Genomic DNA, 23,355 nt, shown 5'->3' on the forward strand with positions numbered 1-23,355 from the left:
GGGGTTCCGTTTCCTCCCCGGCCGCAACGCCGACGTATCCACGGAAGGACTCTGATGACCGACCCGTTCACCCCCGAGGTGGTCGCCCAGGTGGCCCGGCACATGAACGACGACCACGCCGCCGACTCGTTGCTGATCTGCCGGTCGCTGGGTGGCACCCCGCAGGCAACGGCGGCCCGGATGACCGGCCTGGACGCCGACGGCATCGAGTTCGCCGCCACCGTGGCCGGCGTCGAGGTGCCGGTCCGGGTGCCGTTCGCGTACCGGCTCGCCGAACGGGTCCAGGTCCGCCACGAAGTGGTCCGGATGTACCAGGAGGCCTGCGCCCAACTGGGCGTCACGCCCCGGCCGGCGGAGTCCGGGTAAGCGATTCAACGGCAAGGGGCGGCCTCGGCCGGCGAACGGCTGACTGCATGGCGAGCGGGGCCCTCCGGCGTGTGCGACCATCACGAAATGGTTGCCAAACGGCATCACGGGCATATCTCGCAAAGCGCTGTCGCGGTGCGGCTCGCCGCCTGGCTGGCGACGGCCGTCGCCGTGCTGTCGATCGCCGGGTGCACCGGGATCGGCATCGGCGAAGCACCCGAGTCCGGCAGCGCGACGTACTCGGCGTGGGGGCTGAACGAGGCGTCCAGTGCGCTGACCGGCTCCGACCGGATGATCGTCCTCAACGGCGACGTGCAGCGCAGCGAGCAGGAGTTCTTCCAGGTACGTGGGGTGTGGGGGCCGGACGGCTTCACCCTCGACGAGACGTCCGCGACCAAGGTACGGGCGTTGGCCGGCCAACTGCCGGACCGCACCGGTGACCCGGACTGTCACCGGCTGGTCCTGGTCAACCACGGCTTCTTCGGCGGCGGGGCAATCGCCGTGGTCGACCCGGAGGAGTTCCCGCCCGGCGAGCCGGTGGTCGCCCGGCCACTGAACTGACGTCGCCTGCCAGGGCTGATGCCGCAGGTGCATCAGGATGCACCTGCGGCATCAAGCTCGACCGGTACCCCCACGCTCCGGGACGGCGTTGGTTCCAGCCGGTTCTAACCGGTGGTCACGGCCGGTGCCGGGTCGCAGGGCAGACCGTTGAGGGTGAACCCGGCCGGCACCGGTCCGGCGCCCCCGCCGCCGCTGCCGAGGAAGCCGAACTCGACCCGGCCGCCGACGGGCAGTGACGCGTTCCAGGCGGCGTTGGTGGCGGTCACCGTCGCCGCGTCCTGGGTGATGACCGTGTTCCAGGCGACCGCTACCTGCTGCGCGCCGGCGAACGACCAACCGAGCGACCAGCCGTCGATCGGCTCGTCACCGGTGTTGGTGACGCCGACCGTCACGGTGAAGCCCGACCCCCAGTCGCTGTCCACTCGGTAGTCGACCAGGCACTCGGCGACCGGCTCCGGTTCGTCGGCCTCGAAGGTGATCCAGTGCAGCTGGCCGGGCAGGTCGTTGGCGAGGTAGAACTCGCCGTCCGCGGCCACCGCGAGGGTGGTCGGCTGGATCGGCAGCTCACCGATGACCGCCGTGTCGTACCCACCGTCCGCGTCGGGCCGGATCGCGTACGCGGTCGCCGAGCAGTAGTCGGTGGCCAGGTAGGTACCGGCGGCGGCGGATTCGCTGCCCCGGTAGACGTGGCCGCCGATCACCGCGCAGCCACCCACCGAGGTCTGGTAGTGGAACACCGGGTCGACGTACTCGGCGGCCGGGTCGCACCGCTGCGGGTCGAACTCGACCGGACCTTCCCGACATGACCAGCCGAGGTTGGCCCCGGCCACCCCGCGCAGATGGTTGACCTCCTCGTAGCTGCCCTGTCCGACGTCGGCGATCCACAGCGAGCCGTCCGCCGGGTCGAACGAGAACCGCCACGGGTTGCGCAGGCCGTACGCCCAGATCTCGGCGCGGGCGCCGGCTTCGTCGACGAACGGGTTGTCCGCCGGTACGCAGTACGCGAGGTCGCCGCAGGCGGCCGATACGTCCAGCCGGAGGATCTTGCCGAGCAGGGTGCCGAGATCCTGACCAGTGCCGAGCACGTCGTCGGCGCCGCCGCCGTCGCCGATGCTCCAGTAGAGGTGGCCGTCCGGGCCGAAGGCCAGCTGCCCGCCGTTGTGGTTGGCGTACTCGGCGTGCGGCTGGCTCAGCAGGATCTCCTCCCGGTCGGCCGGCACCGGCTGCTGGTCGGCGGCGTCCAGCGGGAGCCGGGACAGGGTGACCGCGCCGTCGGGCAGCGCGGTGTACGCCAGGTAGATCGCCGGGTCGGCGGCGAACCCGGGGGACGTGGCGATGCCCAGCAGACCGCGTTCGTTGCCGGAGGTGTCGACCCGGTCGCCGATGTCCAGCAACGCCGCCTCGGCCAGGCCGGAGGCCGGATGGTAGACGCGCACCCGGCCGGCCTTCTCGGTGATGAACAGCCGGCCGCTGCCGTCGTCCGGAGCCACCATCGCGGTCGGTCGTTGCAGTCCGAAGGCGACCTGGGTGCTGGTGACGGAGAGTTGGTCGAGCGGCACCTCGGCGACCGCCGAGGTCGCCGCCGAGGCGAGGTCGGCGGGCTCGGCGTGCGGGTCGGTGTACGGCGTGGCATGGGCCGCGGTTGAGGAGAGCGTCAGCGCGGTCGCGGCGAGTGTCGACGCGGCCACCCGCCAACCAGCCAACGCCAAAGATCGAGGATCTCTCATATTCATGATGATCAGCTTATGACCAGGGTGACCCGATCGCCACGCCTCCGCCACCCGGCGGACGTAGATTCAACCACTCAGGGTAGTCAAACAGGCGCACAATGTGGTTACTCTGGGTACATGGAGCCGGACTCCCCCGACCCGATCCAGATCGCCGAACTGGTGATCGCCTGGTCCGGTGGGATAATCGCGGCTTTTGCCCTTTTAGTCACTGCGTTGACGGTGGTCTTCGTCTTCGCGGGTTTCGTCGGTGTCCGTGAACTGCGCACCATCCGGCGCACCGGCGCCCGCGCCCGGCTGGAGCTCGACCGCCAGCGGGTGGTCGCCGAGGAGATCGTCGCGCAGGCCGACCGGGCCATCGACCAGGCGGAGACCCTATCCGCACAGGCCGACACGCTGGTTGGCCGGGTGGAGACGGCGGTCGGCCGGGCCGAACGCCAGTCCGAGCAGGTACACCTGCTGATCGAGGACATGCGGTCCCGGCTCAGCGACTTCGATCACCGGCTGACCACCCAGGTCGAGGTCTCCTACCTGTTCAACCAGGGAGAGGCCGCGTACTGGGAGGGCTACTACGAGAAGGCGGTGGAATGCCTGCGCCGGGCGGTCGAACTCGATCCGCGTAACCCCCGGGTGCGCTACCGGCTGGGCCGGTCGCTGACCAACCTCGGCGAGGACGCCGCCGCCGAGGAGGAGCTGACCACCGCCATGTCGCACCGGTTGCCGACCGACGCCGCCGACCGGGCGCTGGCCCTGCTGCACCGCTACGCGCGACCGGACCGGGCGCTGGCCTACGCCCGCAACTCGACCAAGCACGGACCGCACGACGCGCAGAACTGGAACTGTCTCGGACTGCTGCTGCGCGACAACGGCGACTTCACCGCCGCCCGGGACGCCCACCAGCAGGCCAACCGGTTGGACCAGGAACTCGTCTCCACCCCGTTCTTCCTGGCACTGCTCGCCGCCCACGGCCAGGCGCTGCCACACGCCCGGGACCGCTCCGCCGAAGCCATCAGCCGGCTCGACTCCAGCGAACGCCGGGCCAAGATCAAGCCCATGTGGGCGTCGTTGATCCGGTGGACCGACGAGGTGCTGCGCGGCAACTACGCCGAGGCCGACCTGCACGCCGCGGTGCTCTACCAGACCTGCCAGTCGAGTCGACGGGCCCGGGAGATCTGCGACCACATGGACTTCCTGTTGCGGTCACTGGCCCGCGAGGAGCACCGGGACCGCTACCTCGGGGCCATCGAGCGCACCTGGCTGACCGGCCGGCCCGGCTGACTTTCTGCCCGCCGACTGCTATCCCTGTTTGCCGGCCGCTCCGGAGATGGCCGCCACGCCGACCGCGGCCAGCGCCACCTGCAACGCGAGCTCGATCCAGTCGACGCCCCGGGTCTCGGCCACCCCCAACAGGCTGGCGACCAGGGTGCCGAGCAACGCCGCCACCACACCGATCAGCAAGGTGACCCAGATCTTCAGCTTCTGCTTGCCCGGGACGACCAGCCGCCCGAGCGCTCCGACGACGAGACCGATGATCAGCGCCGAGAAGATTCCGTCGATTTCCACCGTATGCCCCCTGTACCGGTCGGCTGGCCGTCCCTTACCGCACTGTCGGCCCTCTCCTACCACCATGCCAGAACCGGGCAACGACGCCATCCCGCCAAGCACCGGACAGCCATCGACGAATGATAGTGGATAGTCGCACTGAGCTGGATCTTCTCAGCAGATTCGCAGCATGACGCGATAATCTCTCGGGTAAGACAGAGCTGTCCTCCCTTCGTCGCCCCTCGACTGGAGCATCGGCATGTCGGCACCGGACGCACCCGCTACGACAGCCTCCCGACCGCGCCGCCGCACCCCGATCTGGGCGGTGCTGACCATCGCCGTCGGCGCGCTGCTGATGGCGACCAGCGCGACCGCGGTCGTCGGCGGCAAGCTGCTGATCGACCGGTACACGGGTCGAATCCAGCAGCAGAACCTGCTGGCCGGTGCCGCGAAGGTCCCGCAGGAGCCCGACGGCGAGGCACTGGACGGGCCGATCACCATGCTGCTGCTCGGCGTGGACGAGCGGGGCAGCCGGCCTGGCGAGATGCGTTCCGACACCATCATCATCCTGCACGTGCCGGCCACCCACGACCAGGCGTACCTGGTGTCGGTCCCCCGGGACACCTGGGTCGAGGCACCGGCGTTCGAGCCGAGCGGATACCCCGGCGGCGAGTCGAAGATCACCGACGTGTTCCGGGCCGGCTCGCGCAACGGAGTCGGCCGGGCCGGCGGGGCGCAACTCGTCGCACTCACCCTCAACGACCTGACCGGCATCGAGTTCGACGGCGCGGCGATCATCGACTTCGGCGGTTTCCGGAACGTCATCGATGCGCTCGGCGGGGTCCGGATGTGCGTCGACCAGCGGGTGAAGTCGCAGCACATGCGGCTGGTCGACGGCGAGCCCACCTGGCTGGCCGAGGCCCGTGAGGTCGGCGGCGGCGAGGAGCTGTGGCACGAGGAGGGCTGCAAGCGGATGGCCGGGTGGGAGGCGCTGGACTACTCCCGCCAGCGCTACGGCCTGCCGAACGGGGACTACGACCGGCAGCGCCACCAGCGGCAGCTGCTGAAGGCCATGGTGCAGGAGGCGAGCAGCACCGGCGTACTGACCAACCCGGCGAAGATCGACCGGGTCATCACCGCAGCCGGCAAGGCATTCGTACTGGACACCGGGGGCGTTTCGATCGCCGATTTCGTATTCACCCTGCGCGGGATCACCGCGAACGACCTCATCATGGTGAAGACCAACGGCGGAGAGTTCAATCCGGCCGGATTCAGCAGTACGGCGGCCGAACGGCTCACGCCGGAGAGCCTGGAGATGTTCGACGCGGTACGGACCGGCACGTTGGACGACTACCTGTTGGCCAACCCCGACGCCGTCCAGCGGGATTGAGCAGGTTTGACCGTCCGGCTCATCAGGACATCCGTCACCGTGATTCCCGCCGCATGGTCCACATCGGTACGGTGTCCCCATGACCGCCGCGTACCCGGTCCGGGTCAGCTTCACCAACCACGTCACCGCTGCCGACTGGCAGGCACTGCAACAGGCCGGGCAGCCGGTCCAGCTAGGCCGTAAACATGGACTCTTCCTCCAGGACGAGCAGAGCCGCGACGTGTTCCTGCTGCTCGACGGGGCGGTCAAGGTGTACCGGACCGAGGCCAACGGCAGCGAGACGATGCTGACCGTACGATCCACTGGGGATCTACTCGGTGACATCGCGGCGCTGGACGGCACGCCCCGGTCGGCCAGCGTATCGGTGCTGCGCCCGGTCACCGCCCGGAAGCTGACCACCGAACAGTTCCTCGCCGTGGTCGACGGCCGCGACCTGCACCCCGCGCTGCGCCGCTACACCAATGCCCGGCTGCGCGAATCCGACGAGCAGCGGGTGGAGATCGCCTCGCTACCGGTGCCGCAACGGCTCGCCAGGGCGCTGCTCCGGCTCGCCAGGGCCACACCGGACGGCCCGAACCATGCCTCGCTCGACCTCGGACTCTCCCAGGACGGCCTGGCTCAACTGATCGGAGCGTCCCGCAACGCGGTGGTGACGGCGATCAGCCGGTTCCGCGACGACCAGTTGATCGCGACCGCACCCCGCCGGTTCATGCTGCTCGACCTCGGCCGGCTCGCCCGGATCGGATACAGCGGACCACGCTCCGGCAGCCACTCGTCGACCTGAGTATCCGCCGATCTGAATGCCCGTCGACCGAACAGCAGACGGTGGGAAACCGATTGTCGGGCCGGGACCGCGATCAGTTCGGTCCGGGTCGCGGACCGGCCACCCGGTGACCACCTTGGTCCATTGATGGCCGTGTTGCCCACTGGTTGGCAGAAATCGCCGGGTAACCCGGGCACGATGCGGAGCCGACGAAACTCGATCTTCGACAGGAGCACCGGTGGTCGTCACACCTCCGCCATTCACCGTGACCCGGGAGTTGCCGCCGTACACCGGCGTCCTCGCCGTCGACGCCAAAGGTTTCACCGCCGAGCCCGGCGGCACCCATCAGGACATCAACCAGCTCATTCCCCGACTGGTCCGGCAGGCCTTCGAGGCGGCGGCGATCGGCGAAGCCTGGCAGAACCCGCTGTTCTACGGCGACACCGGCGACGGGCTCGCGATCGGCGTACCGACCCGGCTGCTCCCCGCGCTGGTGCACCCGTTCCTCGCGGTGCTGCAGCACGTGCTGGCCGAACACAACGCCGGTGTCCCGCGCGGCCAGCCCGTCATCCGGCTGCGCGCCAGCCTGCACGTCGGGCCGCTGCCGGTCGACCCGGACCGACCGGAGCGGTCCGGCAACGGCACCGCCCGCAACGAGACCCACCGGCTGCTCGACTCCGACGCCGTCCGGATCATGCTCGACTCGGCCCAGCCGACGATCACCCACGTCGCGGCGATCCTGTCCGACCGGGTCTTCACCGACGTCGTCCGGGCCGGCTACACCAGCCGGCACCCGGACCACTTCATCGAGGTCGCGGCGACCGTGCCGGGCAAGAGCTTCAGCCAGCCGGCCTGGCTGTACGTGCCGGAGCCGTCCGGCAGCCTGCTGGCGGTGCCACGGTTCGCCCCGCGGCCGACCGAGCCCGAGTCAGCGGCCGGCCCGGCGGCACCGGACAGCGGACGCGCAGCCACCGGCAACGTCGGCGGTCGACAGCCCGCGCAGACCGGCGAGCTACGAATCCGCAGCAACGCCGGGCAGGCGGCCAACCAGGTCAACGGTGGGATGTGGCAGTCCCGGGGCGGACGCCACTGATGATCCGTACCGACCGGGACCCGCCGGAACTTGCCGACCCCGACCGGTCGGATCCGGCCAACCGAGACCTGGCGCAGCTCGCCGACCGAGACCTACCGGAGCTGGTCGACCTCGACGAACTCGACGCGCTGGACGAACTCGACGACGGCGGCGACCCCGACCTGCCGGCCGGCGGCACCGGTGCCGCCGTGACCATCGACCACAACGACGGGCAGGTCGCCAACGTCTTCTACGGCGGTCTGCACCAGTACATCCAGCGGGTACGGGACTACCACGAGCTCAGTACGGAGTACGTACGGGACCGGCTGGCCGGATTCGTCGACCCCGGCTACCGCACCGGCGCAGGCGACCGGCTGACCGCCGAGACCGCAGTCGCCCGGATGCGCCGGGACGGCGGAGTGATCCTGGTCGGCGGCCCCGGGACCGGGCGGTACACGGCCGCGCTGCGGCTGCTGCACGGCACCGGGCTACGGCTGCGGGAGATCCGGCCGACCTTCGACCCCGCCCGTGGCGAACAGCTGACCATCGCGGAGCTGCCGGTCGCGCCGGGCTACGCGTACCTGCTCGAACTGCCCGAACACGCGCCGCACATCCAGTACGGCTTCGCCCGTGACATCGGCGCCTACTGCGACAGCCTGGCCCGGCGGGGTTCGGCCATCGCGGTCACCGTCACCGGCACGACCTGGGAGCAGCTCGGCGCGGTACGCGACGGCCCGGTGCTGCAGGTGGCGGCGCCACCCGCCGACCTGGTCCTCGGCCGGCGGCTGCGCCAGCTCCGGCCGGAGCTGGCGCTCGACTGGCTGGCCGATCAGCCGCAGATCGCCGAGCTACTGGTCGACGCGTCACCCGCCGAGGCGGTCCGCCTGGCCCAGCTCGCCGCCGACGTGCTGACCACCCAGCCCGGGCCGGCCGGCCCGCCGGTCACCGCCGAATCCGACGCCGGCCGGCAGCTGGTCGAGGCGCTGGTGTCGGCGTACCACAACTGGGAGGTGGAGCTGACCGCCTGGTTCCACCACCATCCCGACCCTCGCCACCGGGCGTTCCTGGTCGCCGCCGCGGCGTTGGAGGGCGCCCCGGCGGGACGGGTACTCGGCGCCGCCGAGGCGCTCGACGCCCGGCTCGCCGGCGCCGACGCGCCACCGGCCGGCCTCGGGCACGCCGGCGTCCGTACTCTCGTCGAGGCCGTTGACGCGTACCTCGACGACGGTCACACGGTCCGCTACCGCCGGGCCCGGTACGCGGAGGCGGTGCTCGATTTTGTCATCACCGACCGGGCCGACACGTTCCAGCGCGAACTGTGGCGGTGGGTGTCCGAGCTGCCGCTGCCGGGCGGCCAGCGGCGCGGTCCCGTCGACCGCGGGTTGGCCACCCGCAGCGCCGAACTGGTGCTGAATACCGCGCTCCGGCGGCGTGCCCCCGAGATTCTCAGCCAGGTGGCACCGGCCTGGAGCCGACGCGCCGGGCTGCGCGGCGCGCTGGTGCACGTGCTGGGCATCGCCGCGCTCAGCCCGGAGATCGGTGCTGCGGTCCGCCAGCAGCTCTACCGCTGGGCGCAGGGCAGCAGCAGTCCGGCCGTGCTGATCGCGGTGGCCGAGGTCTGCGGTGGCGAGTTCGCCGACTTCTACGTCGAACAGGCGATGGTCCGGCTGGGCCACCTGGCCCGGCACGACATCGCCGAGGTCGACGAGGCGATGCTCACCGCGCTGGCGGCGCTGTGGCGGCGGCCGGCGCTGCGCCAGCAGGTGCTGCTGCGGTTGGCGTACTGGCTGGCCGACGACCAGCCCCGGCGGGCCGCGCTCGCCGCCGTCGCGCTGGAGCTGCTCGGCCGGCCGGAGCAGCCTCGGGTCGCTGACGGCCCGGCCCACGGCCCGGCCGACCAGCCCGCCGGGCCGCAGACGCTGGTACGGCAGCCCGACCGGGTGCTCGCCGAGCTCGTCGCAGCCGCCCCGGTGGTCCAGGACGACATCGGGGTGGCGCTGGGCCGCGCGCTGGACGTCCGGCAGCTGCCGGGCAGCGTCGAAGCCCTGCTGCACCGGTGGTTCGACGACGCGGCGGCCGACCCCGGGCTGGTCGACGCGCTCACCCACGTCCTCGGCCGTACCGTCACCGCCGGTCCCGCCGCTGCCCGGCGGGTGGCCCGGCTGCGCGCGCTGCTGACCGACTGGCCGGCCACCGACGATCCGGCGCGTCAGGCGGAACTCCGCCGGCACCTCGTCGACCAGCTGCGCCGCGCGGACCCGATCGCGGCCCGCCCACGGTCCGCACCGCTGCTGTCGTCTCCGCTTTCCAGTGCCGCCGAGGAGTTGTGATGCCCGGTTTCTTCGACATGTTCCGTAACAACCCCGTACCGGTGCTTCCCGGTCCGGACGAGGACGTGTTCACCGACCGGCTGCCGGCCGCGCTGCCCGGCACCGAGTTCGTCGCCACGTTCGCCACGGCGTGGCAACCGCTGCGCCAGCATGACCGGGCCGCCGCCACGGTCCGCTGGTGCATGCTGGACGCGGCCCGCCGGATCGCCGCCCCGCGCAAGGTCACCGAGCGGACCATGCTGGAGGCCGAGCTGAACACCCGGCTGCCGCAGATGGATCTGACCGCCTCGCACCTACGGCTGCTGAGCTGCACGGTCAGCCTGGTGGTGGACGCCGAGGCCGAACAGGACACGAAGACGGTCGACAAGCTCACCCGGGAGCTGCGGATGCAGCGGCTTCGTCAGCAGTTGGAGCAGGAGCAGATGGGCTACCTGCGGGACAAGGTGCTCACCGACCCGGCGACCGCCCGGTCCTACTGGTTCATGCACCACCCGGACGCGATGACGTCGCTGCTCGACGACACCTTCGAGCAGGTCGCCGCAAAGTTGACCGGTGGCGGCGACCGGCAGGCCGCAGTGGTCGCCGAAACGGTGCAGGACTTCGTCGGTGGTCTCACCCCCGACGAGCGGCGTTACCTGCTGGACCGGCTCGGCGACGTGTTCGTCTCCTTCGACCGGGGTGACCTCGCCGGCCGAGTTCTCGACGTCTGACCGCCGGGCCCGTACTCAGGTCAGGTCGGCGTCGTGCACCAGTACAGCGATCTGCACCCGGTTGTTCAGATCAAGCCGGGACAGCAGCCGCGACACGTACGCCTTGACGGTGGCGACGCTCATGAACAGCTCGGCGGCGATCTCCGCGTTCGACCGTCCCTGGCCGACCGCGACGGCGACGTCGCGTTCCCGTGGGCTCAGCCCGTCGAGGACCCGGCGGGCGCGGTCCCGGCGCCTGGTCTGGTCCGCCGCCGGTCCCGGCCGCACGTCGGCCGGGGCCGGCGGCTGGCCCGCCACATGGGTGATCAACCGTCGGATGACCGCCGGGGAGAGGATCGGCTCACCGGCGTTCACTCGACGGACCGCGGTGACGATCTCCATCGGAGGGGTGTCCTTGAGCAGGAAGCCACTGGCCCCGGCCCGCAGCGCACGCAGCACGTACTCGTCGGCGTCGAACGTGGTCAGCACGACCACGTGCGGCGGGTCGGGCCGGGCGCGCAGCGCCTCAGTGGCGGTCAGCCCGTCGACCCGCGGCATCCGGATGTCCATCAGCACCACGTGCGGCATGTACGCGGCGACCGCCGCCGGCACCTCACCGCCGTCGCCGGCTTCGCCGACCACCCGCAGGTCGGCCGCACCGCCGAGGATCATCGACAGGCCGGCCCGGACCAGCGGGTCGTCGTCGACTATCAGGACCCGCACCGGGGCCCGATCGGACCCGCCGGCCGGGTCCGTGACGCCCGACCCGCCGGTCGGATCGGTGCCGCCGGGCTCCGCGGTCACGTCGGCCACGGCAGCCAGGCGGCGAGCCGGTAGTCGCCGGACTCGGTCGGGCCGTGGGTCAACCGCCCACCAGCCAGGCTGGCACGTTCGGCCAGTCCGACCAGGCCGGTCCCCGCTCCCGGGATCGCCGCCGCTGGGGCCACCGGGCTCCGGTTGACGACCTCGACGGTCAACCCGTCCCCCGGCCGACCGGTGACCGCGACGGTCGCCGCCGCACCCGGCGCATGCTTGCGGGCGTTCGTCAGACCCTCCTGCACGATCGGTACGCGGCCCGGCCGAGCGCGGCCGGCAGCGCCTGTGCGTGATCGATCCGACTGACCAGGCTCACCCGGGCGCCGGCCTGGCGGGATTCGTCGGCCAGGCCCGGCAGGTCGGCCAAGGTCGGCTGGGGCGGTTCAGCCGCACGGTCGCCCGGCCTCGGGTCGGTGTCGACGACGCCGGTGGTCGGCTGCTCGGCCCGCAGCACACCGATCACCTCCCGCAGCTCCTGCAACGCCTGATGTGCGGTCACCCGGATCACTCCGGCGGCCCGGGCGATCTCCTCGCGGGAGGCGTCCGGACGGAACTCCAGCGCCCCGGCGTGCAGGCTGAGCAGCGACATCCGGTGGGCCAGCACGTCGTGCATCTCCCGGGCGATCCGGGTGCGTTCCAACTGCCGGGCCTGGCCGACCCGCAGCTGCTGCTCCGCCTCCGCCCGGTGGGCCCGGTCCCGCAGCGACACGATCAGCTGCCGGCGGGCCCGGACGAACATCCCCCAGGCCAACACCGTGCCGAGGATGATCGCGGTGAACAGCACCGCACCCGGCAGGTTCAGGTCCGGGTCCGGGTAGAGCAGGTAGTACCCGGGCGCGACGGCGACGTGCGCGGCGTTCACCGCCGCCGCGACCGGGAACGGGCGGTGCACCGCGACGCTGAACAGCAGGATCACGATAGCGATCCCGGCGCTCACCGACAGCACCCCGGCGGGCAGCGCGACCAGGGCGCCGGCGACCGGCCACCCGCGGCGCAGCCAGATCAGCGCGCAGCAGGCCAGCCCGAGCAGCAGATCCAGCCGGAGCAGCCAGGGCTCGCTCGTACCGGTCGCGGTCAGGTAGGGCTGCGGCTGGCGCAGATCCCAGGCCGCGAAGAGCAGGTAGCTGACCGCCAGCCCGAACGCGACGCCGTCGACGATCCAGTCGCGGGTGCTGCGCCGACCGGTTCCCGGCGACTCGGCGACCAGTGCGCCGGGCAGCAGCCAGGGATTGTCGGGAGCCGGCACCGCGCTCATCCGGCCAGCGTACGGAAGGGATCGCGGTCGCGGACAGCTACCAAAGTCGGTACTGACGATCGACCAAGGATCACCCAACGACCGACCGGGGTCCGGCCGGCACCGACCGACGGCCGCTGCGCTGCCGGCTGCCGGGACGCGACGCTGAAGCGGTGATAGAGGTACGCGATCTCACCAAACGGTACGGACGACAGGTCGCCGTCGACGATGTGTCGTTCAGCTGCGCCGCCGGCACCGTCACCGGTTTCCTCGGGCCCAACGGGGCCGGCAAGTCGACGACGCTGCGGATGATCTGTGGCCTGGCCACCGCCTCGGCCGGCACCGCGACCATCGACGGGCTGCCGTACCGGCAGCTGCGCGACCCGGGGCGGGTGGTCGGCGTGCTGCTGGACGCGGCCGCGATGCACCCGGGCCGCACCGGCCGGGAGACGCTGACCGTCGCGGCGCTCGCCATGGGGGCGACCCGGGCCCGGGTCGGCGAACTGCTCGACCTGGTCGGGCTGAACCAGACGGCAGCCGGCCGGCGGGTACGGGCCTACTCGCTCGGCATGCGCCAGCGGCTGGGGTTGGCGCACGCGCTGCTCGGCGAGCCACGGGTGCTGATCCTCGACGAACCGGCGAACGGGCTCGACCCGGAGGGCATCTTCTGGATGCGCGGACTGCTGCGTGACTTCGCCGACCGGGGCGGCACGGTGCTGCTCTCGTCGCATCTGCTGCGCGAGGTGGAGGCGGTGGCGGACCGGCTGGTGGTGATCGGGGGTGGCCGGGTCGTCGCCGCCGGCGACAAGGACGAACTGCTGGCCGGCGACGGCGGCACCCTGGTCCGGGCCCGGGACCAGCAGGCGCTGCGGACGGCGCTGGACCGCGCCGGCCACCAGGTCGGCACGGTCGACGGCCGGCTGCTGGTGTCGGCCCCACCCGAGACGGTCGGCGAGGTCGCGGCGGCGGCGGGCGCCGTCCTGCTGGAGCTGCGGCCGGCCGACACCGGCGGCCTGGAACAGATGTTCCTCGCCCTGACGGCGGGCGATTCGGTACGGGAGGCGGTCAGATGAACATCCGATGGTGGCGGCTGATCCTAGTTGAGCTGCGCAGAATGCTGGATACCCGGGCCGGCGCCTGGCTGCTGGGGGCGATCGGGTTGTCAACGGCGGCGATCGTCGCCGTGCTGGTGCTGTTCGCCGACCCGGCCGAGCAGACGTTCGGGACGTTTTTCGTGCTGGCGTCGTTGCCGGTCGCGTTCCTGCTGCCGGTGCTGGGGGTGATGCTGGTGACCACCGAGTGGTCGCAGCGGACCGCGCTGACCACCTTCGCGCTGGAACCGGTACGGCGTCGGGTGCTGGCGGCGAAGCTGGTCGCGGCGCTGGTCGCTGCGGTCGCCTCGGTGCCGGCCAGCCTGGCGGCGGCTGCGGCCGGCACGGCCGTCGCGGCGGCCACCGGCGGGACCGGCGGCTGGCGGATCGAAGCGACGCTGATCGGCTACGCGGCGCTCTTCCAGGTGATCAACGTGGTGATGGGGTTGGCCTTCGGCATGCTGCTGCTGAACACGCCGGTCGCGATCGTGCTGCTCCTGCTGCTGCCGACGGCCTGGACGGTCCTCGGCGGCGTCGTCGAGCGACTGCGACCGGTGGCGCAGTGGCTGGACCTGTCGTTGACCACCGAGCCGCTGCTCTCCCCCGAGGTCACCGCCGGGCAGTGGGCGCGGCTGGCCACGTCGGTGGCGGTCTGGGTGCTGCTGCCGCTGGTCGCCGGGATGCTGCGGATCGAACGCCGTGACATCGCCTGATCCGATCGGCGGGGGCCGGGTGGTCGTCGGTCCGGGCGCGATCGAGCGGTACGGGGTGCCGGCCTGTTCGTCGCGGCCGGTGCCGGGCTCGGCGCGGCGCTGAAGCCGTTCGCCGGTTGGGCGTTGGGTCTCGCCTGGGTGCCGCTGGCCGGCCCACTGCGGCTGATCGACACGGTGCCGTGGCTACCGGCCCTGATCGGTGGTACGGCGCTCGGCCTGCTCGCCGGGCTGGTGCTGGCCGGGATGGCCGCCGACGAGCAACTGTTCGTCACGGTCGACCGCGACGAGTTGACCGTACGGCAGGAGCAGCGGCGGGTGGCCATTGCGCGTACCGCCGTCGGCGCGGTCTTCCTGGACGGCGCCCGCCTGGTGGTGCTCGGTCACCGCGGCGAGGAACTCTGCCTGCGGTCCGGGGCACTGCCCGCTGATCGGCTCGGCACGGCGTTGCGCCGGCACGGCTACCCGTGGCAGCCCGACGGCGACCCGTACCGGGCGGCGTACCGGCTGTGGGTGCCGGGCCTGCCCGACCTGCCGGACGGCGCGGATCCGCTGTTGTCGGCCCGGCAGCGGGCGGTCGAGCGCGGTGACCGGGCAGAGGCCGAACTGCTCCGCGCTGAACTGGGCAAAATCGACGTCGTGGTTCGCGACGAGCAGGTGCCGCAGGCCGGGCGGCGGCAGTTCTGGCGCCGGGCCGGGCGATGAGTGCGGTTACCTCGGCGACGTCACTGGGTACCAGGTTGCCCATCCGTCGACCGGATCCCGCCGCCAGCGCGTGCGGCGGGGCCGGTACGGCGTCGACGAGTTGAGGAGGCAGTGATGCGTGGCGGTTCGATATCCGGCGTGATCGTGCTCATCTGGCTGGTGATCGGGGTGGTCGCGGCGGTGCAACGCGGCTACTTCGAGCGCGACGACACCAACTGTGCCCACGCCGGCACCACGATCGTGACGGTGATCGCCGGACCGTTGAACTACATCGGCGTCAACCCGAAGATCGACTGCGACCTCCCCGAGCCGTCCGAGTGACCGGGGGATCCGAGTGACCGGCGCGGAGCGCTGTCAGTCGTCGGCGAGGTGCGGCGGGAAGCCGCCGGTGGCGATCGGTCCCCAGCGGCCCACGACCATCCGGATCAACGACTTGTCCTGCCGGCGCATCGCCGCGCGGTACTCGTCCCAGTCCGGGTGCTCGCCGGCGACGCAGCGGTAGTAGTCGACGAGCCCGTCCAGCGCGTCCGGCATGTCGATCACCGCCGCCACCCCGTCGAGCTGCACCCACGGGCCGTTCCAGTCGTCGGAGACGATGCAGGCGGACACCGTCGGGTCACGGCGGATGTTGACCGCTTTCGCCCGGTCCGGGTAGGTGGCGACCAGCAGCCGGCCGTCGGTGTCGACCCCGCAGGTGACCGGGGACGCCTGCGGGCGGCCGTCGGCGCGGGTGGTGATCAGGACCGCCCGGTGCCGGGTCCGCAGGAAGTCGACCAGGCCGGCCCGGTCGACGCGGGTGTTCGTCGCGATGGCACGTGCCATGTGTACGGCTCCTCAGGTTCGCCGCAGTCGGCTGCGGACACGGGTGTGCTGGGCTGTCACGATGATCGTATGAGCCGTACCGAGATGCCGCCGGAGCCGGTCACCGTCACCGCGCCGCGCCCGATCCGCCGGCCGGTCCTGGTGCAGGGCTGGCATGATCTGGCGTTCCTGCACTGGCCGGTGAACCCGGCGGTGGTCGCCCCGTTGCTGCCGCCGGGTACCCGACCGGACACCTTCGACGGCACCAGCTACGTCGGGCTGATCGGGTTCCGGATGGTCGGCGTCGGCCTGGGGCCCGGTCCGGGCATCCCGTACCTGGGCACCTTCTGCGAGACCAACGTCCGGCTCTACTCGGTCGACGACGCTGGCCGGCGCGGGGTCGTGTTCCGGTCCCTGGACGCGGCCCGGCTGCTGCCGGTGCTGGTGGCGATGGCCAGCCTGCGGCTGCCGTACCTGTGGTCGCGGATGCGGCTGGACCGCGATGGTGACCTGGTGACGTACCACAGCCGGCGGCGCTGGCCGGGGCTGCGCGGCGCGCGCAACCGGATGGTGGTCCGGGTCGGCGCGCCGATCGCCGAGCCGACCCCGTTGGAGCTTTTTCTCACCGCCCGGTGGGGGCTGCATGAACGGGTCCACGGCGCGACCCGCTACCTGCCCAACGAGCATCCGGGCTGGCCGCTGCACCGGGCCGAGCTGGTCGAGCTGGCCGACGACCTGGTCGCCGCCGGCGGGTTACCGGCCCCGGACGGCCCACCGGTGAGTGTCCTCTACTCCCCCGGCGTGCCGGTCCGGTTCGGGCGGCCGGTCACCGTCACAGATCACGCAACGCGCGGTGCAGCACGTCCCGAGTCCGGTCCGGTGGGTCGGCCTCAATGAACAGCCGGCCGACGGCGGCCGCGTACCGGTCGACCTCTTCCCGCTTGTCCAGGTAGAGCGCGCTGGTCAGATGCTCCAGGTAGACCACGTCGGGCAGTTCCTGCTCGGGGAAGCGCAGGATGCTGAAGGCCCCGCCGGCGGCGGCGTGCCCGCCGCTGCGGAACCGGACCACCTGCAGCCGTACGCCCGGCTGCTCGCTCGCCTCGGCGAGCGCCTCGATCTGCCCGCGCAGCACCCTCGCTCCGCCGATCGGCCGGCACAGCACCGCCTCGTCGATCACCGCCCAGACGCGGGGTGCCCCGGCCCGGTCCAGTACCCGCTTGCGGGCCATCCGCAGCTCGACCCGCCGATCCACCTCACCGACACCGGACTCATTGAACCCGATGTCGATGACCGCGCGGGCGTACTCCTCGGTCTGCAGCAGCCCCGGCACGAACTGGATCTCGTAGGTGCGGATCAGGCTGGCCGCCGACTCCAGGTCCAGGTAGTACTGAAACCAGGTGGGCAGCAGGTCGCCGTACGGATGCCACCAGCCCGGCTGATTGGTCTCCCGGGCGAGGGTGATCAGCTCGCCGCGTTCCAGGTGATCAGCGACGCCGTAGAGGGTGAGCAGGTCGTCCACGTCGCGTTCCTTGAACCCGACCCGGCCGAGCTCCATCCGGCTGATCTTCGACTCGGAGGCGCGGATCGTCCAGCCGGCGTCCTCCCGACTGATCCCCTTGGCCTCGCGTAGCCGGCGCAACCGGGCACCGAGCTGCATCCGGCGGACCGTCGGTCCGCCAGCGGCGTACTCCTGGTGCCCGACGGCGATCATCGGCTCACGGCTTCCGGCCGACGCCGCAGTACTGGTCGATGACGGGCACGTGCGCCTGCTCCGGCTCCGGCCGCCACCGGGTCACCGACACCACCCCCGGCTCCACCAGAGTGAGCCCGTCGAAGAACCGTTCGATCCGGTCCGGGCTGCGCAGATGGTACTGCGGGTTCGCGGACTGGTTCCAGATCCGGGCGGCCTCGACCACCCCGGGGCTGGTGTCGCCGCCGTCGTAGAGCGCGAGGTGGCTACCGGACGGCAGGACGTCAAGCAGGCTGCGGAGGATGTCGCGGGCCTCGTCGTCGGAGGCGATGTGCCCGAGGATGCCCATCAGCATCAGGCCGATCGGTCGGCTGAAATCGAGGGTACGGCCGGCTTCGCGCACGATCGACGCGGGATCGCGCAGGTCTGCGTCGACGTAGTCGGTGGCGCCTTCCGGCGTGCTGGTCAGCAGCGCCCGGGCGTGCACCAGGACCAGCGGGTCGTTGTCGACGTAGACGATCCGGGTCTGCGGGGCCACCGCCTGGGCCACCTCGTGGGTGTTGTCGGCGGTGGGCAGGCCGGTGCCGATGTCCAGGAACTGCCGGATCCCGACCTGCCCGGTCAGGTAGCGCACCGACCGGACCAGGAAGCCTCGGGAGAGCCGGGCATTCTCCACGATCTGCGGGAACGCCGCCTTGATCTGGTCACCGATCTCACGGTCGACGGCGTAGTTGTCCTTGCCGCCCAGCCAGTGATTCCAGATCCGGGCGGTCTGCGGCACCGAGGTGTCCAACTTGGGCACCGGGCGTGACCCGCCAGCGGATTCATCGACCATCTGTAGTATCCCTCACGGATCGGGCGTACTTGACGGTGTGCCAGCATAACCACGGCAGATCAACATGACCATGATCGCATGTGGAAGTACTGGTCATCGCGCGGTGATCAGCTGACGGAGCTGGGCCACCGGCTGCGGCCGGCCGTACCGGTAGCCCTGCGCCCGTGGGCAGCCGATCGCCGCGACCGCGCCGTGCTGCACCTCGGTCTCCACCCCCTCGGCGACCACCACCAGCCCGAACGCGTCGGCCAGCCGGGTGACCATCTCGACCGTGGCGTAGGCCTTCGGGTCGGGCGAGTCGAGCCGGTCCACGAACGACCGGTCGATCTTCAGGTCGGTGGCCGGCAGGCGGTGCAGGTAGCTCAGCGACGAATACCCGGTGCCGAAATCGTCGATCGAGATCCGTACGTCGAGTTCGCGCAGCTGGGCGAGTCGGGACAGCACCTCGTCGGTGCTGTCGATCAGCGCCGTCTCGGTCAGCTCCAGGGTCAGCCGGGGTGCGGCCAGCCCGGCTGCCGACACCGACCCGGCCACCATGCCGATCAGATCAGGGCGGCGCAGCTGGGCCGGCGCCAGGTTGACCGCCACCGTGGTGCCGGGCGCCAGCTGCTGCCAGGCGGCCGCGTCGTGGCAGGCGGTGGCGAGCACCCATCGGTCCAGCGGCAGCACCAGGCCGGTCTCCTCGGCCAGTGGCAGGAACCGGGCGGGGCTGAGCAGCCCGAGCCGTGGGTGCCGCCACCGAACCAGCGCCTCGGCGCCGCGGATCCGGCCGGTGCCGACGTCGACGATCGGCTGGTACGCCAGCTCGAACTGGCCGCCGTCGTCGACCGCCCGGCGCAGGTCGGCGATCAGTTCGGCCCGGTCCACCGCCGCCTTGCGCAGCTGCGGCGTGCAGAACCGGTACGCGGACTTGCCGGCCGCCTTCGCCGCGTACATCGCGATGTCGGCGTCGCGCAGCAGATCGGCGTCGCCGCAGTGGTGCGGACCGTACTCGGCGATGCCGATGCTCGCCGAGGTGACCGTGCCGTCGGCGAGCACCGCGAGCAGCCGGTCGGCCAGCCGGGCCGGGTCGTGGGCCGGGTCGAGCAGGACGGCGAACTCGTCGCCGCCGAGCCGGGCGATCAGCCCCGCGTCCCCGACGGCGGACCGCATCCGGGCCGCCGCCTCGCTGAGCATCGCGTCCCCGGTGGCGTGACCGAACCGGTCGTTGACCTGTTTGAACCCGTCGAGATCGAGCAGCAGGACGGCGACGCGGCCCGACTCGGTCAACGCCGCGATCGACTGACGCAGCCGGCGGGTGAACAGCAGCCGGTTCGGCAGCCCGGTCAACTGGTCGGTGTAGGCGAGCCGGCGCAGCCGGGCGGCCAGCCGGCGGTTCTCGTTCGCGGCCAGGGCCTGCCGGACGGCCAGCGCGGCGAGCAGCGCGACACCGCTGGCGTAGATCACCGACGACGGTTCGCCGGCGGTGAGGACCGCTGCGATCGCCGCGCCGACAGTCAGGTACGGCAGCGCGACCCGCCACCACGGCAGCGGCGGCGCCTCGGCGGTCTCGTCGATTTGGTCGAGGTCGGCCGGGGGCGGGTGCCGGCTGGCCATCGCGACCAGCAGGTAGCTGAGCGGCCAGCAGACGTCCACCGGGTGACCGGGCTGGTAGGTGCCCTGGGCGATCATCGAAACGTAGACGGCGTCCGCCCCGGCCCGCACCGCGAGGCTGGCCCCGAGCAGGGTCAGCGCCGGCCACAGTGGTCGGGCCGGTCCGGCGACCGAGATCAGTACGGCGAGCTGGATCAGGTCCAGCATCGGGTAGAGCATGCCGAGCGCGGTCGCCGTACCGTCCAGTTCGGCGCTGGCCATCTCTCGATACACCACCACCCAGGCGACCGGGAGCAGCGCCAACCCGACGATCACCCCGTCCAGCAGCACCCGGGCCCGGCCGACCGCGCTACGCGGTGCGGAGACCGCGCTGAGCAGCGCGGCGGTTCCGGTGACGAGGCCGGCGAAGAAGATCAGGCCGATCAGTGGGGTGTGCGGCAGTGCGTTGGCGGTGAGCCGGCCGACGGTCCAGACGACCCGGCCGATGGCGGCGAGGGCCATGGTCGTCGCCAGCAGCACCCAGAATCGGCGCAGCTGCGGTGGGTGGCGGCGGGCGGCGATCCCACAGGCGGTGGCGGCGCAACTGGCGACGGTGATTGCGCCGAGGTCGCTGACCAGTGCAGCGGCCGGGCCGGTCGCCAGCAGCCACCCCGCCTCGACGGTGATGGTCAGGACCCCGGCGACGACGGCCCATCGACGCGCCCCGCCAGGTCGGTCTGCTGCCACCGGCGGAATCTATCGTCCGTGACGGATACCGCAAGGCAGGCTGTCGGCGAGTTTACAAGGGACCTGACCGGGTGGACCTTCCATCACGGCCGGTCAGCCGTTGGCGGACACCCGTCGGTACGGTGCCCGCCAACGGCTCTGTGACGTCTGGTCGCTCAGCCGGCCGGCTGCTCGGCGATGCCGAAACGCACGCCGCCGTCGTCGTCCACTGCGGCGTCGAGCGACTTGTCCTGCAGCAGGTTGGCCGCTTCGGCGTCGAGGAAGACGCGGGCACCGGACGAATCCACCACCTGGTCGCCGGCGATCGGCTGCTCGGCGACGGTCAGGGTGAGCGACCCGGCGGTCGGGTCGGCCGAGATCCGCAGGCCGGCGCTCTCCGGTGCCTGCTGCTGAGTGGTTATCTCGCGAATCACGAAGACCGCGTTGTCGGTCATGGTCAGCATGACAACTCCTTGATCGGATTTCGGAACTACCGGAAACAGGTGATGGCTGGCGCGGCGAGGCGGCTCAGCGGCAATGTCGGGTTTGGGGCTGACGGCGCGGCGGACAGTGCGCGGCGGGCGGTCAGGGCGGGCGGCGGAAGCTCCAGGGACTGGGTCGGTCAGCGGCCGTCTACCCGCCCACCGTGCCGGACATCCACCAATCAGTCAAATCTCCACGTTACCCGACTGTCGCCGATGTGGCTGCCGATTGCGTCGTCAGCGCCGGCCAGCCGGGCGACGGTGACCGGTGTAGCACCGTCCAGGCGGTATCCCACTCCGTGGACGGTCCGCACCACCGGGAGGTCGTCGCCGAGCTTGGCCCGCAACCGGCGGATGTGCACATCGATACTGCGCGGCCCGGACCGGCGGTGCCCCCAGATCCGGTCGAGCAGCTGGGCCCGGGTGAACACCTGCCGAGGGTGGCTGGCGAAGCAGTACAGCAGGTCGAACTCGCGACGGGTCAGTTGGATCTCGCCGGCTCCGAGCAGCACCATCCTGGCCTCCGGGTAGATCCGTAGTGCGGAGTGCCCGACCGGCGACCCTGCGACCGGGCGGCGGTCGGCACCGGTCGGCACCTGCTCGCCGACCAGGTGCTCCAGCAGGTCCATGAGGCGGGCTCGAAGGGTGGCGTCCATTCGGCTATAATGACAACCGTTTTCATTTCAGTCGAGGGGGGCCGCATGCCGTCACCGTCAGCTCCGGCCGGCCGTACCACCCACCGGGCCGCCTCCACCCGCCCGGCGGTCACCGTACTGTCCGGTTTCTGGCCCGCCGCCACGATGGCCGTCGCCCGGACCCTGCTCGCCGCCGATCCGTCCCTGCTCGTCGTCCGCTACGACGTCGGCCCGGCGCACGACGGTGCCCCGCACCGGGTGCTCCGCGACGGCACCGGCCCGGTCGAGGACGTCCGCCTCGACCTTGTCGACGGCTGTGTCTGCTGCACCCTGCGCGCGGACGCACCGGCCACGTTGGCCCGGCTCGCCGCCGCCCGACCCGGCCGGGACATCGTGCTGGTCCTGCCTGAAGTGGTCGAACCGGAGACGCTCGCCGCCGCCTGCGCACCCGGCCAGCTGACCGACCAGCCGGCCGGGCGACCGGTCGGCGACCTGGTCCGGTTCGACTCGTACGTCACGGTCGTCGCCGCCGACCACCTGCTCGACGGCCTGGCCAGCACCGACGACCTGAGCCAGCTGGGCATCGCCGCCGCCCCTGGCGACCGCCGTCGGCTGGCCGACGTGATCGCCCGGCAGATCGAGTACGCCGACACGGTCCTGCTGTGGGGCGGGTCGACCGACCAGGCCTTCGAGACGCACCGGCTCGGTGTGCTGCTGTCCCGGATGGCCCCGTGGGCGGTGCACCTGCGGGCCGGCGACCAACCGACGATCGACGCCACCCGGCTCGCCGGCCAGCTGCGGTACACCGACCGGCACCGGCCGGAGACGCCGGCGGTCCTGGACCGCGGCGTCGAGGGTCACCTGATCGGAATACACGAGCCGGTCGCCGACTGCGGCGTCGTCTCCGCGGTGTTCCGCGCCCGCCGCCCGCTGCACCCCGCCCGGCTGTACGCCGCGTTGGCCGACGTCACGGCGGGTCCGCTGCGGTCCCGGGGGCACCTCTGGCTGGCCAGCCGGCCGGAGACGGTGATCGGCTGGGAGTGTGCCGGTGGCGGCCTCACCCTGCACACCCTCGGCCGGTGGCTGGTCGATCTGCCGGACGAGCAGTGGGAGCAGGCGAGCCCGCAGCGCCGGCTGGCCGCCGCACTGGACTGGGACCCGTACTACGGCGACCGGCACAGCAACCTGGTCTTCGTCGGCGTCGACTTCGATCCGGTCGACCTGCATCGCCGGCTGGCGGCCTGCCTGCTCACCGACGCCGAACTCGCCGACGGCGAGGCCGGCTGGCGCAACCTGCCGGACCCGTTCGCCGGTGCCGGGGTCGGCCCCGGTTGACCTGGCCAGGGCATGCGTCGAAGGGCCGGACCCCGGGTACGGGGTCCGGCCCTTCGACTGGCGTGTGGTGTTTCGGGTCAGCTGTTCCAGTGCTGGGCGACGAGTTCGGCGGCCTGGGTCTCCCACTGCGCGTAGTGGAACGGGAACGCCGACACCTGCACCGTCTGCGCGGCCTGGGTCAGCGGCATGTCCTGCCAGCCGTCGACCTGCTTCAGGGCGTCGAGGAACGCGGTGGTGGAGTACTCGACGTCGGTAATCTGCTCGACGGTGCCCCAGCCGGAGG

General features: G+C 71.9%; 23 protein-coding genes and 2 pseudogenes. 14 read left to right on the plus strand and 11 right to left on the minus strand.

Features of this window, described 5'->3' with window-relative positions:
- Nucleotides 1–54: 54 nt before the first annotated feature.
- Both ACFHWT_RS28995 and ACFHWT_RS29000 read left to right on the plus strand, forming a co-directional pair.
- Complete coding sequence (locus tag ACFHWT_RS28995) at nucleotides 55–366, plus strand: DUF2470 domain-containing protein (protein WP_416597848.1); 312 nt, start codon at nucleotides 55–57, stop codon at nucleotides 364–366.
- Between the two features lie 87 nt (nucleotides 367–453).
- A complete protein-coding gene (locus tag ACFHWT_RS29000; RefSeq protein ID WP_416597849.1) occupies nucleotides 454–927 on the plus strand; it encodes a hypothetical protein in 474 nt (157 codons plus the stop codon).
- Nucleotides 928–1,031: 104 nt separating this feature from the next.
- On the opposite strand, the gene ACFHWT_RS29005 is transcribed toward ACFHWT_RS29000, so the two are convergent.
- The gene (locus ACFHWT_RS29005) at nucleotides 1,032–2,654 is read right to left on the minus strand and encodes a PQQ-dependent sugar dehydrogenase (protein WP_416597850.1); all 1,623 of its coding nucleotides are present in this window, start codon (nucleotides 2,652–2,654) and stop codon (nucleotides 1,032–1,034) included.
- Between the two features lie 120 nt (nucleotides 2,655–2,774).
- Between ACFHWT_RS29005 and ACFHWT_RS29010 the strand changes: the two genes are divergently transcribed.
- Complete coding sequence (locus ACFHWT_RS29010) at nucleotides 2,775–3,932, plus strand: tetratricopeptide repeat protein (protein WP_416597851.1); 1,158 nt, start codon at nucleotides 2,775–2,777, stop codon at nucleotides 3,930–3,932.
- A gap of 18 nt (nucleotides 3,933–3,950) precedes the next feature.
- Here the strand turns inward: ACFHWT_RS29010 and ACFHWT_RS29015 are convergent, their stop codons facing one another.
- On the minus strand, nucleotides 3,951–4,217 hold the full coding sequence (locus ACFHWT_RS29015) for a GlsB/YeaQ/YmgE family stress response membrane protein (protein ID WP_416597852.1): 267 nt from the start codon (nucleotides 4,215–4,217) through the stop codon (nucleotides 3,951–3,953).
- A 238-nt stretch (nucleotides 4,218–4,455) separates the two neighbouring features.
- Here ACFHWT_RS29015 and ACFHWT_RS29020 point away from each other — a divergent pair, with 238 nt between their 5' ends.
- From ACFHWT_RS29020 to ACFHWT_RS29040, 5 genes are all read left to right on the plus strand, one after another.
- The gene (locus ACFHWT_RS29020) at nucleotides 4,456–5,586 is read left to right on the plus strand and encodes an LCP family protein (protein ID WP_416597853.1); all 1,131 of its coding nucleotides are present in this window, start codon (nucleotides 4,456–4,458) and stop codon (nucleotides 5,584–5,586) included.
- Between the two features lie 79 nt (nucleotides 5,587–5,665).
- Complete coding sequence (locus ACFHWT_RS29025; RefSeq protein WP_416597854.1) at nucleotides 5,666–6,370, plus strand: Crp/Fnr family transcriptional regulator; 705 nt, start codon at nucleotides 5,666–5,668, stop codon at nucleotides 6,368–6,370.
- Nucleotides 6,371–6,587: 217 nt separating this feature from the next.
- Entirely contained in the window at nucleotides 6,588–7,442 is an 855-nt protein-coding gene (locus ACFHWT_RS29030; RefSeq protein WP_416597855.1) for a hypothetical protein, read from the plus strand.
- On the plus strand, nucleotides 7,442–9,751 hold the full coding sequence (locus tag ACFHWT_RS29035; RefSeq protein ID WP_416597856.1) for a hypothetical protein: 2,310 nt from the start codon (nucleotides 7,442–7,444) through the stop codon (nucleotides 9,749–9,751). The genes ACFHWT_RS29030 and ACFHWT_RS29035 overlap by 1 nt, the downstream gene beginning before the upstream one ends.
- Nucleotides 9,751–10,461 (plus strand): hypothetical protein, encoded by a 711-nt coding sequence (locus ACFHWT_RS29040; protein ID WP_416597857.1) that lies wholly within the window; start codon nucleotides 9,751–9,753, stop codon nucleotides 10,459–10,461. The genes ACFHWT_RS29035 and ACFHWT_RS29040 overlap by 1 nt, the downstream gene beginning before the upstream one ends.
- 15 nt (nucleotides 10,462–10,476) lie before the next feature.
- Here the strand turns inward: ACFHWT_RS29040 and ACFHWT_RS29045 are convergent, their stop codons facing one another.
- A complete protein-coding gene (locus ACFHWT_RS29045; protein ID WP_416597867.1) occupies nucleotides 10,477–11,262 on the minus strand; it encodes a response regulator transcription factor in 786 nt (261 codons plus the stop codon).
- Nucleotides 11,241–12,511 (minus strand): annotated as a pseudogene (locus ACFHWT_RS29050) (sensor histidine kinase). The gene ACFHWT_RS29045 and the pseudogene ACFHWT_RS29050 overlap by 22 nt, the downstream one beginning before the upstream one ends.
- A gap of 152 nt (nucleotides 12,512–12,663) precedes the next feature.
- On the opposite strand from ACFHWT_RS29050, the gene ACFHWT_RS29055 reads away from it, so the two are divergent.
- From ACFHWT_RS29055 to ACFHWT_RS29070, 4 genes are all read left to right on the plus strand, one after another.
- The gene (locus ACFHWT_RS29055; protein ID WP_416597858.1) at nucleotides 12,664–13,563 is read left to right on the plus strand and encodes an ABC transporter ATP-binding protein; all 900 of its coding nucleotides are present in this window, start codon (nucleotides 12,664–12,666) and stop codon (nucleotides 13,561–13,563) included.
- The gene (locus ACFHWT_RS29060; protein ID WP_416597859.1) at nucleotides 13,560–14,294 is read left to right on the plus strand and encodes an ABC transporter permease; all 735 of its coding nucleotides are present in this window, start codon (nucleotides 13,560–13,562) and stop codon (nucleotides 14,292–14,294) included. Before ACFHWT_RS29055 ends, ACFHWT_RS29060 begins: the two co-directional genes overlap by 4 nt.
- A 123-nt stretch (nucleotides 14,295–14,417) precedes the next feature.
- On the plus strand, nucleotides 14,418–14,996 hold the full coding sequence (locus tag ACFHWT_RS29065; protein ID WP_416597860.1) for a hypothetical protein: 579 nt from the start codon (nucleotides 14,418–14,420) through the stop codon (nucleotides 14,994–14,996).
- 114 nt (nucleotides 14,997–15,110) lie between these two features.
- Nucleotides 15,111–15,317, plus strand: a complete 207-nt coding sequence (locus ACFHWT_RS29070) for a hypothetical protein (protein WP_278174162.1) — start codon at nucleotides 15,111–15,113, stop codon at nucleotides 15,315–15,317.
- 33 nt (nucleotides 15,318–15,350) lie between these two features.
- Here ACFHWT_RS29070 and ACFHWT_RS29075 read toward each other — a convergent pair whose 3' ends face one another.
- Complete coding sequence (locus ACFHWT_RS29075; RefSeq protein WP_416597861.1) at nucleotides 15,351–15,818, minus strand: PPOX class F420-dependent oxidoreductase; 468 nt, start codon at nucleotides 15,816–15,818, stop codon at nucleotides 15,351–15,353.
- Between the two features lie 84 nt (nucleotides 15,819–15,902).
- On the opposite strand from ACFHWT_RS29075, the gene ACFHWT_RS29080 reads away from it, so the two are divergent.
- A complete protein-coding gene (locus tag ACFHWT_RS29080; protein WP_416597868.1) occupies nucleotides 15,903–16,694 on the plus strand; it encodes a YqjF family protein in 792 nt (263 codons plus the stop codon).
- Here the strand turns inward: ACFHWT_RS29080 and ACFHWT_RS29085 are convergent.
- The 5 genes from ACFHWT_RS29085 to ACFHWT_RS29105 all read right to left on the minus strand — a co-directional run bounded on the left by ACFHWT_RS29085 (nucleotide 16,630) and on the right by ACFHWT_RS29105 (nucleotide 21,758).
- Nucleotides 16,630–17,508, minus strand: coding sequence for a helix-turn-helix domain-containing protein (locus ACFHWT_RS29085; RefSeq protein ID WP_416597862.1), 879 nt, complete (start codon nucleotides 17,506–17,508; stop codon nucleotides 16,630–16,632). The two genes, ACFHWT_RS29080 and ACFHWT_RS29085, sit on opposite strands and share 65 nt — an antisense overlap.
- Nucleotides 17,509–17,512: 4 nt before the next feature.
- Complete coding sequence (locus tag ACFHWT_RS29090; protein ID WP_416597863.1) at nucleotides 17,513–18,322, minus strand: SAM-dependent methyltransferase; 810 nt, start codon at nucleotides 18,320–18,322, stop codon at nucleotides 17,513–17,515.
- 93 nt (nucleotides 18,323–18,415) lie between these two features.
- Nucleotides 18,416–20,641 carry a putative bifunctional diguanylate cyclase/phosphodiesterase gene (locus ACFHWT_RS29095; protein WP_416597864.1) on the minus strand — a complete coding sequence of 742 codons (2,226 nt, stop codon included), beginning with the start codon at nucleotides 20,639–20,641 and terminating at the stop codon, nucleotides 18,416–18,418.
- A gap of 155 nt (nucleotides 20,642–20,796) precedes the next feature.
- Nucleotides 20,797–21,084 carry a HesB/IscA family protein gene (locus ACFHWT_RS29100; protein ID WP_123603598.1) on the minus strand — a complete coding sequence of 96 codons (288 nt, stop codon included), beginning with the start codon at nucleotides 21,082–21,084 and terminating at the stop codon, nucleotides 20,797–20,799.
- A 200-nt stretch (nucleotides 21,085–21,284) separates the two neighbouring features.
- On the minus strand, nucleotides 21,285–21,758 hold the full coding sequence (locus ACFHWT_RS29105) for a winged helix-turn-helix domain-containing protein (RefSeq protein WP_416597865.1): 474 nt from the start codon (nucleotides 21,756–21,758) through the stop codon (nucleotides 21,285–21,287).
- Nucleotides 21,759–21,803: 45 nt separating this feature from the next.
- Here ACFHWT_RS29105 and ACFHWT_RS29110 point away from each other — a divergent pair, with 45 nt between their 5' ends.
- A complete protein-coding gene (locus ACFHWT_RS29110; RefSeq protein WP_416597866.1) occupies nucleotides 21,804–23,072 on the plus strand; it encodes a CobW family GTP-binding protein in 1,269 nt (422 codons plus the stop codon).
- Between the two features lie 77 nt (nucleotides 23,073–23,149).
- Here the strand turns inward: ACFHWT_RS29110 and ACFHWT_RS29115 are convergent.
- A pseudogene (locus ACFHWT_RS29115) lies at nucleotides 23,150–23,355 on the minus strand (hypothetical protein); the annotation flags it as partial.

Source organism: Micromonospora sp. LOL_021, assembly GCF_048060215.1.
In the GTDB taxonomy this organism is placed as follows: Bacteria; Actinomycetota; Actinomycetes; order Mycobacteriales; family Micromonosporaceae; genus Micromonospora_E.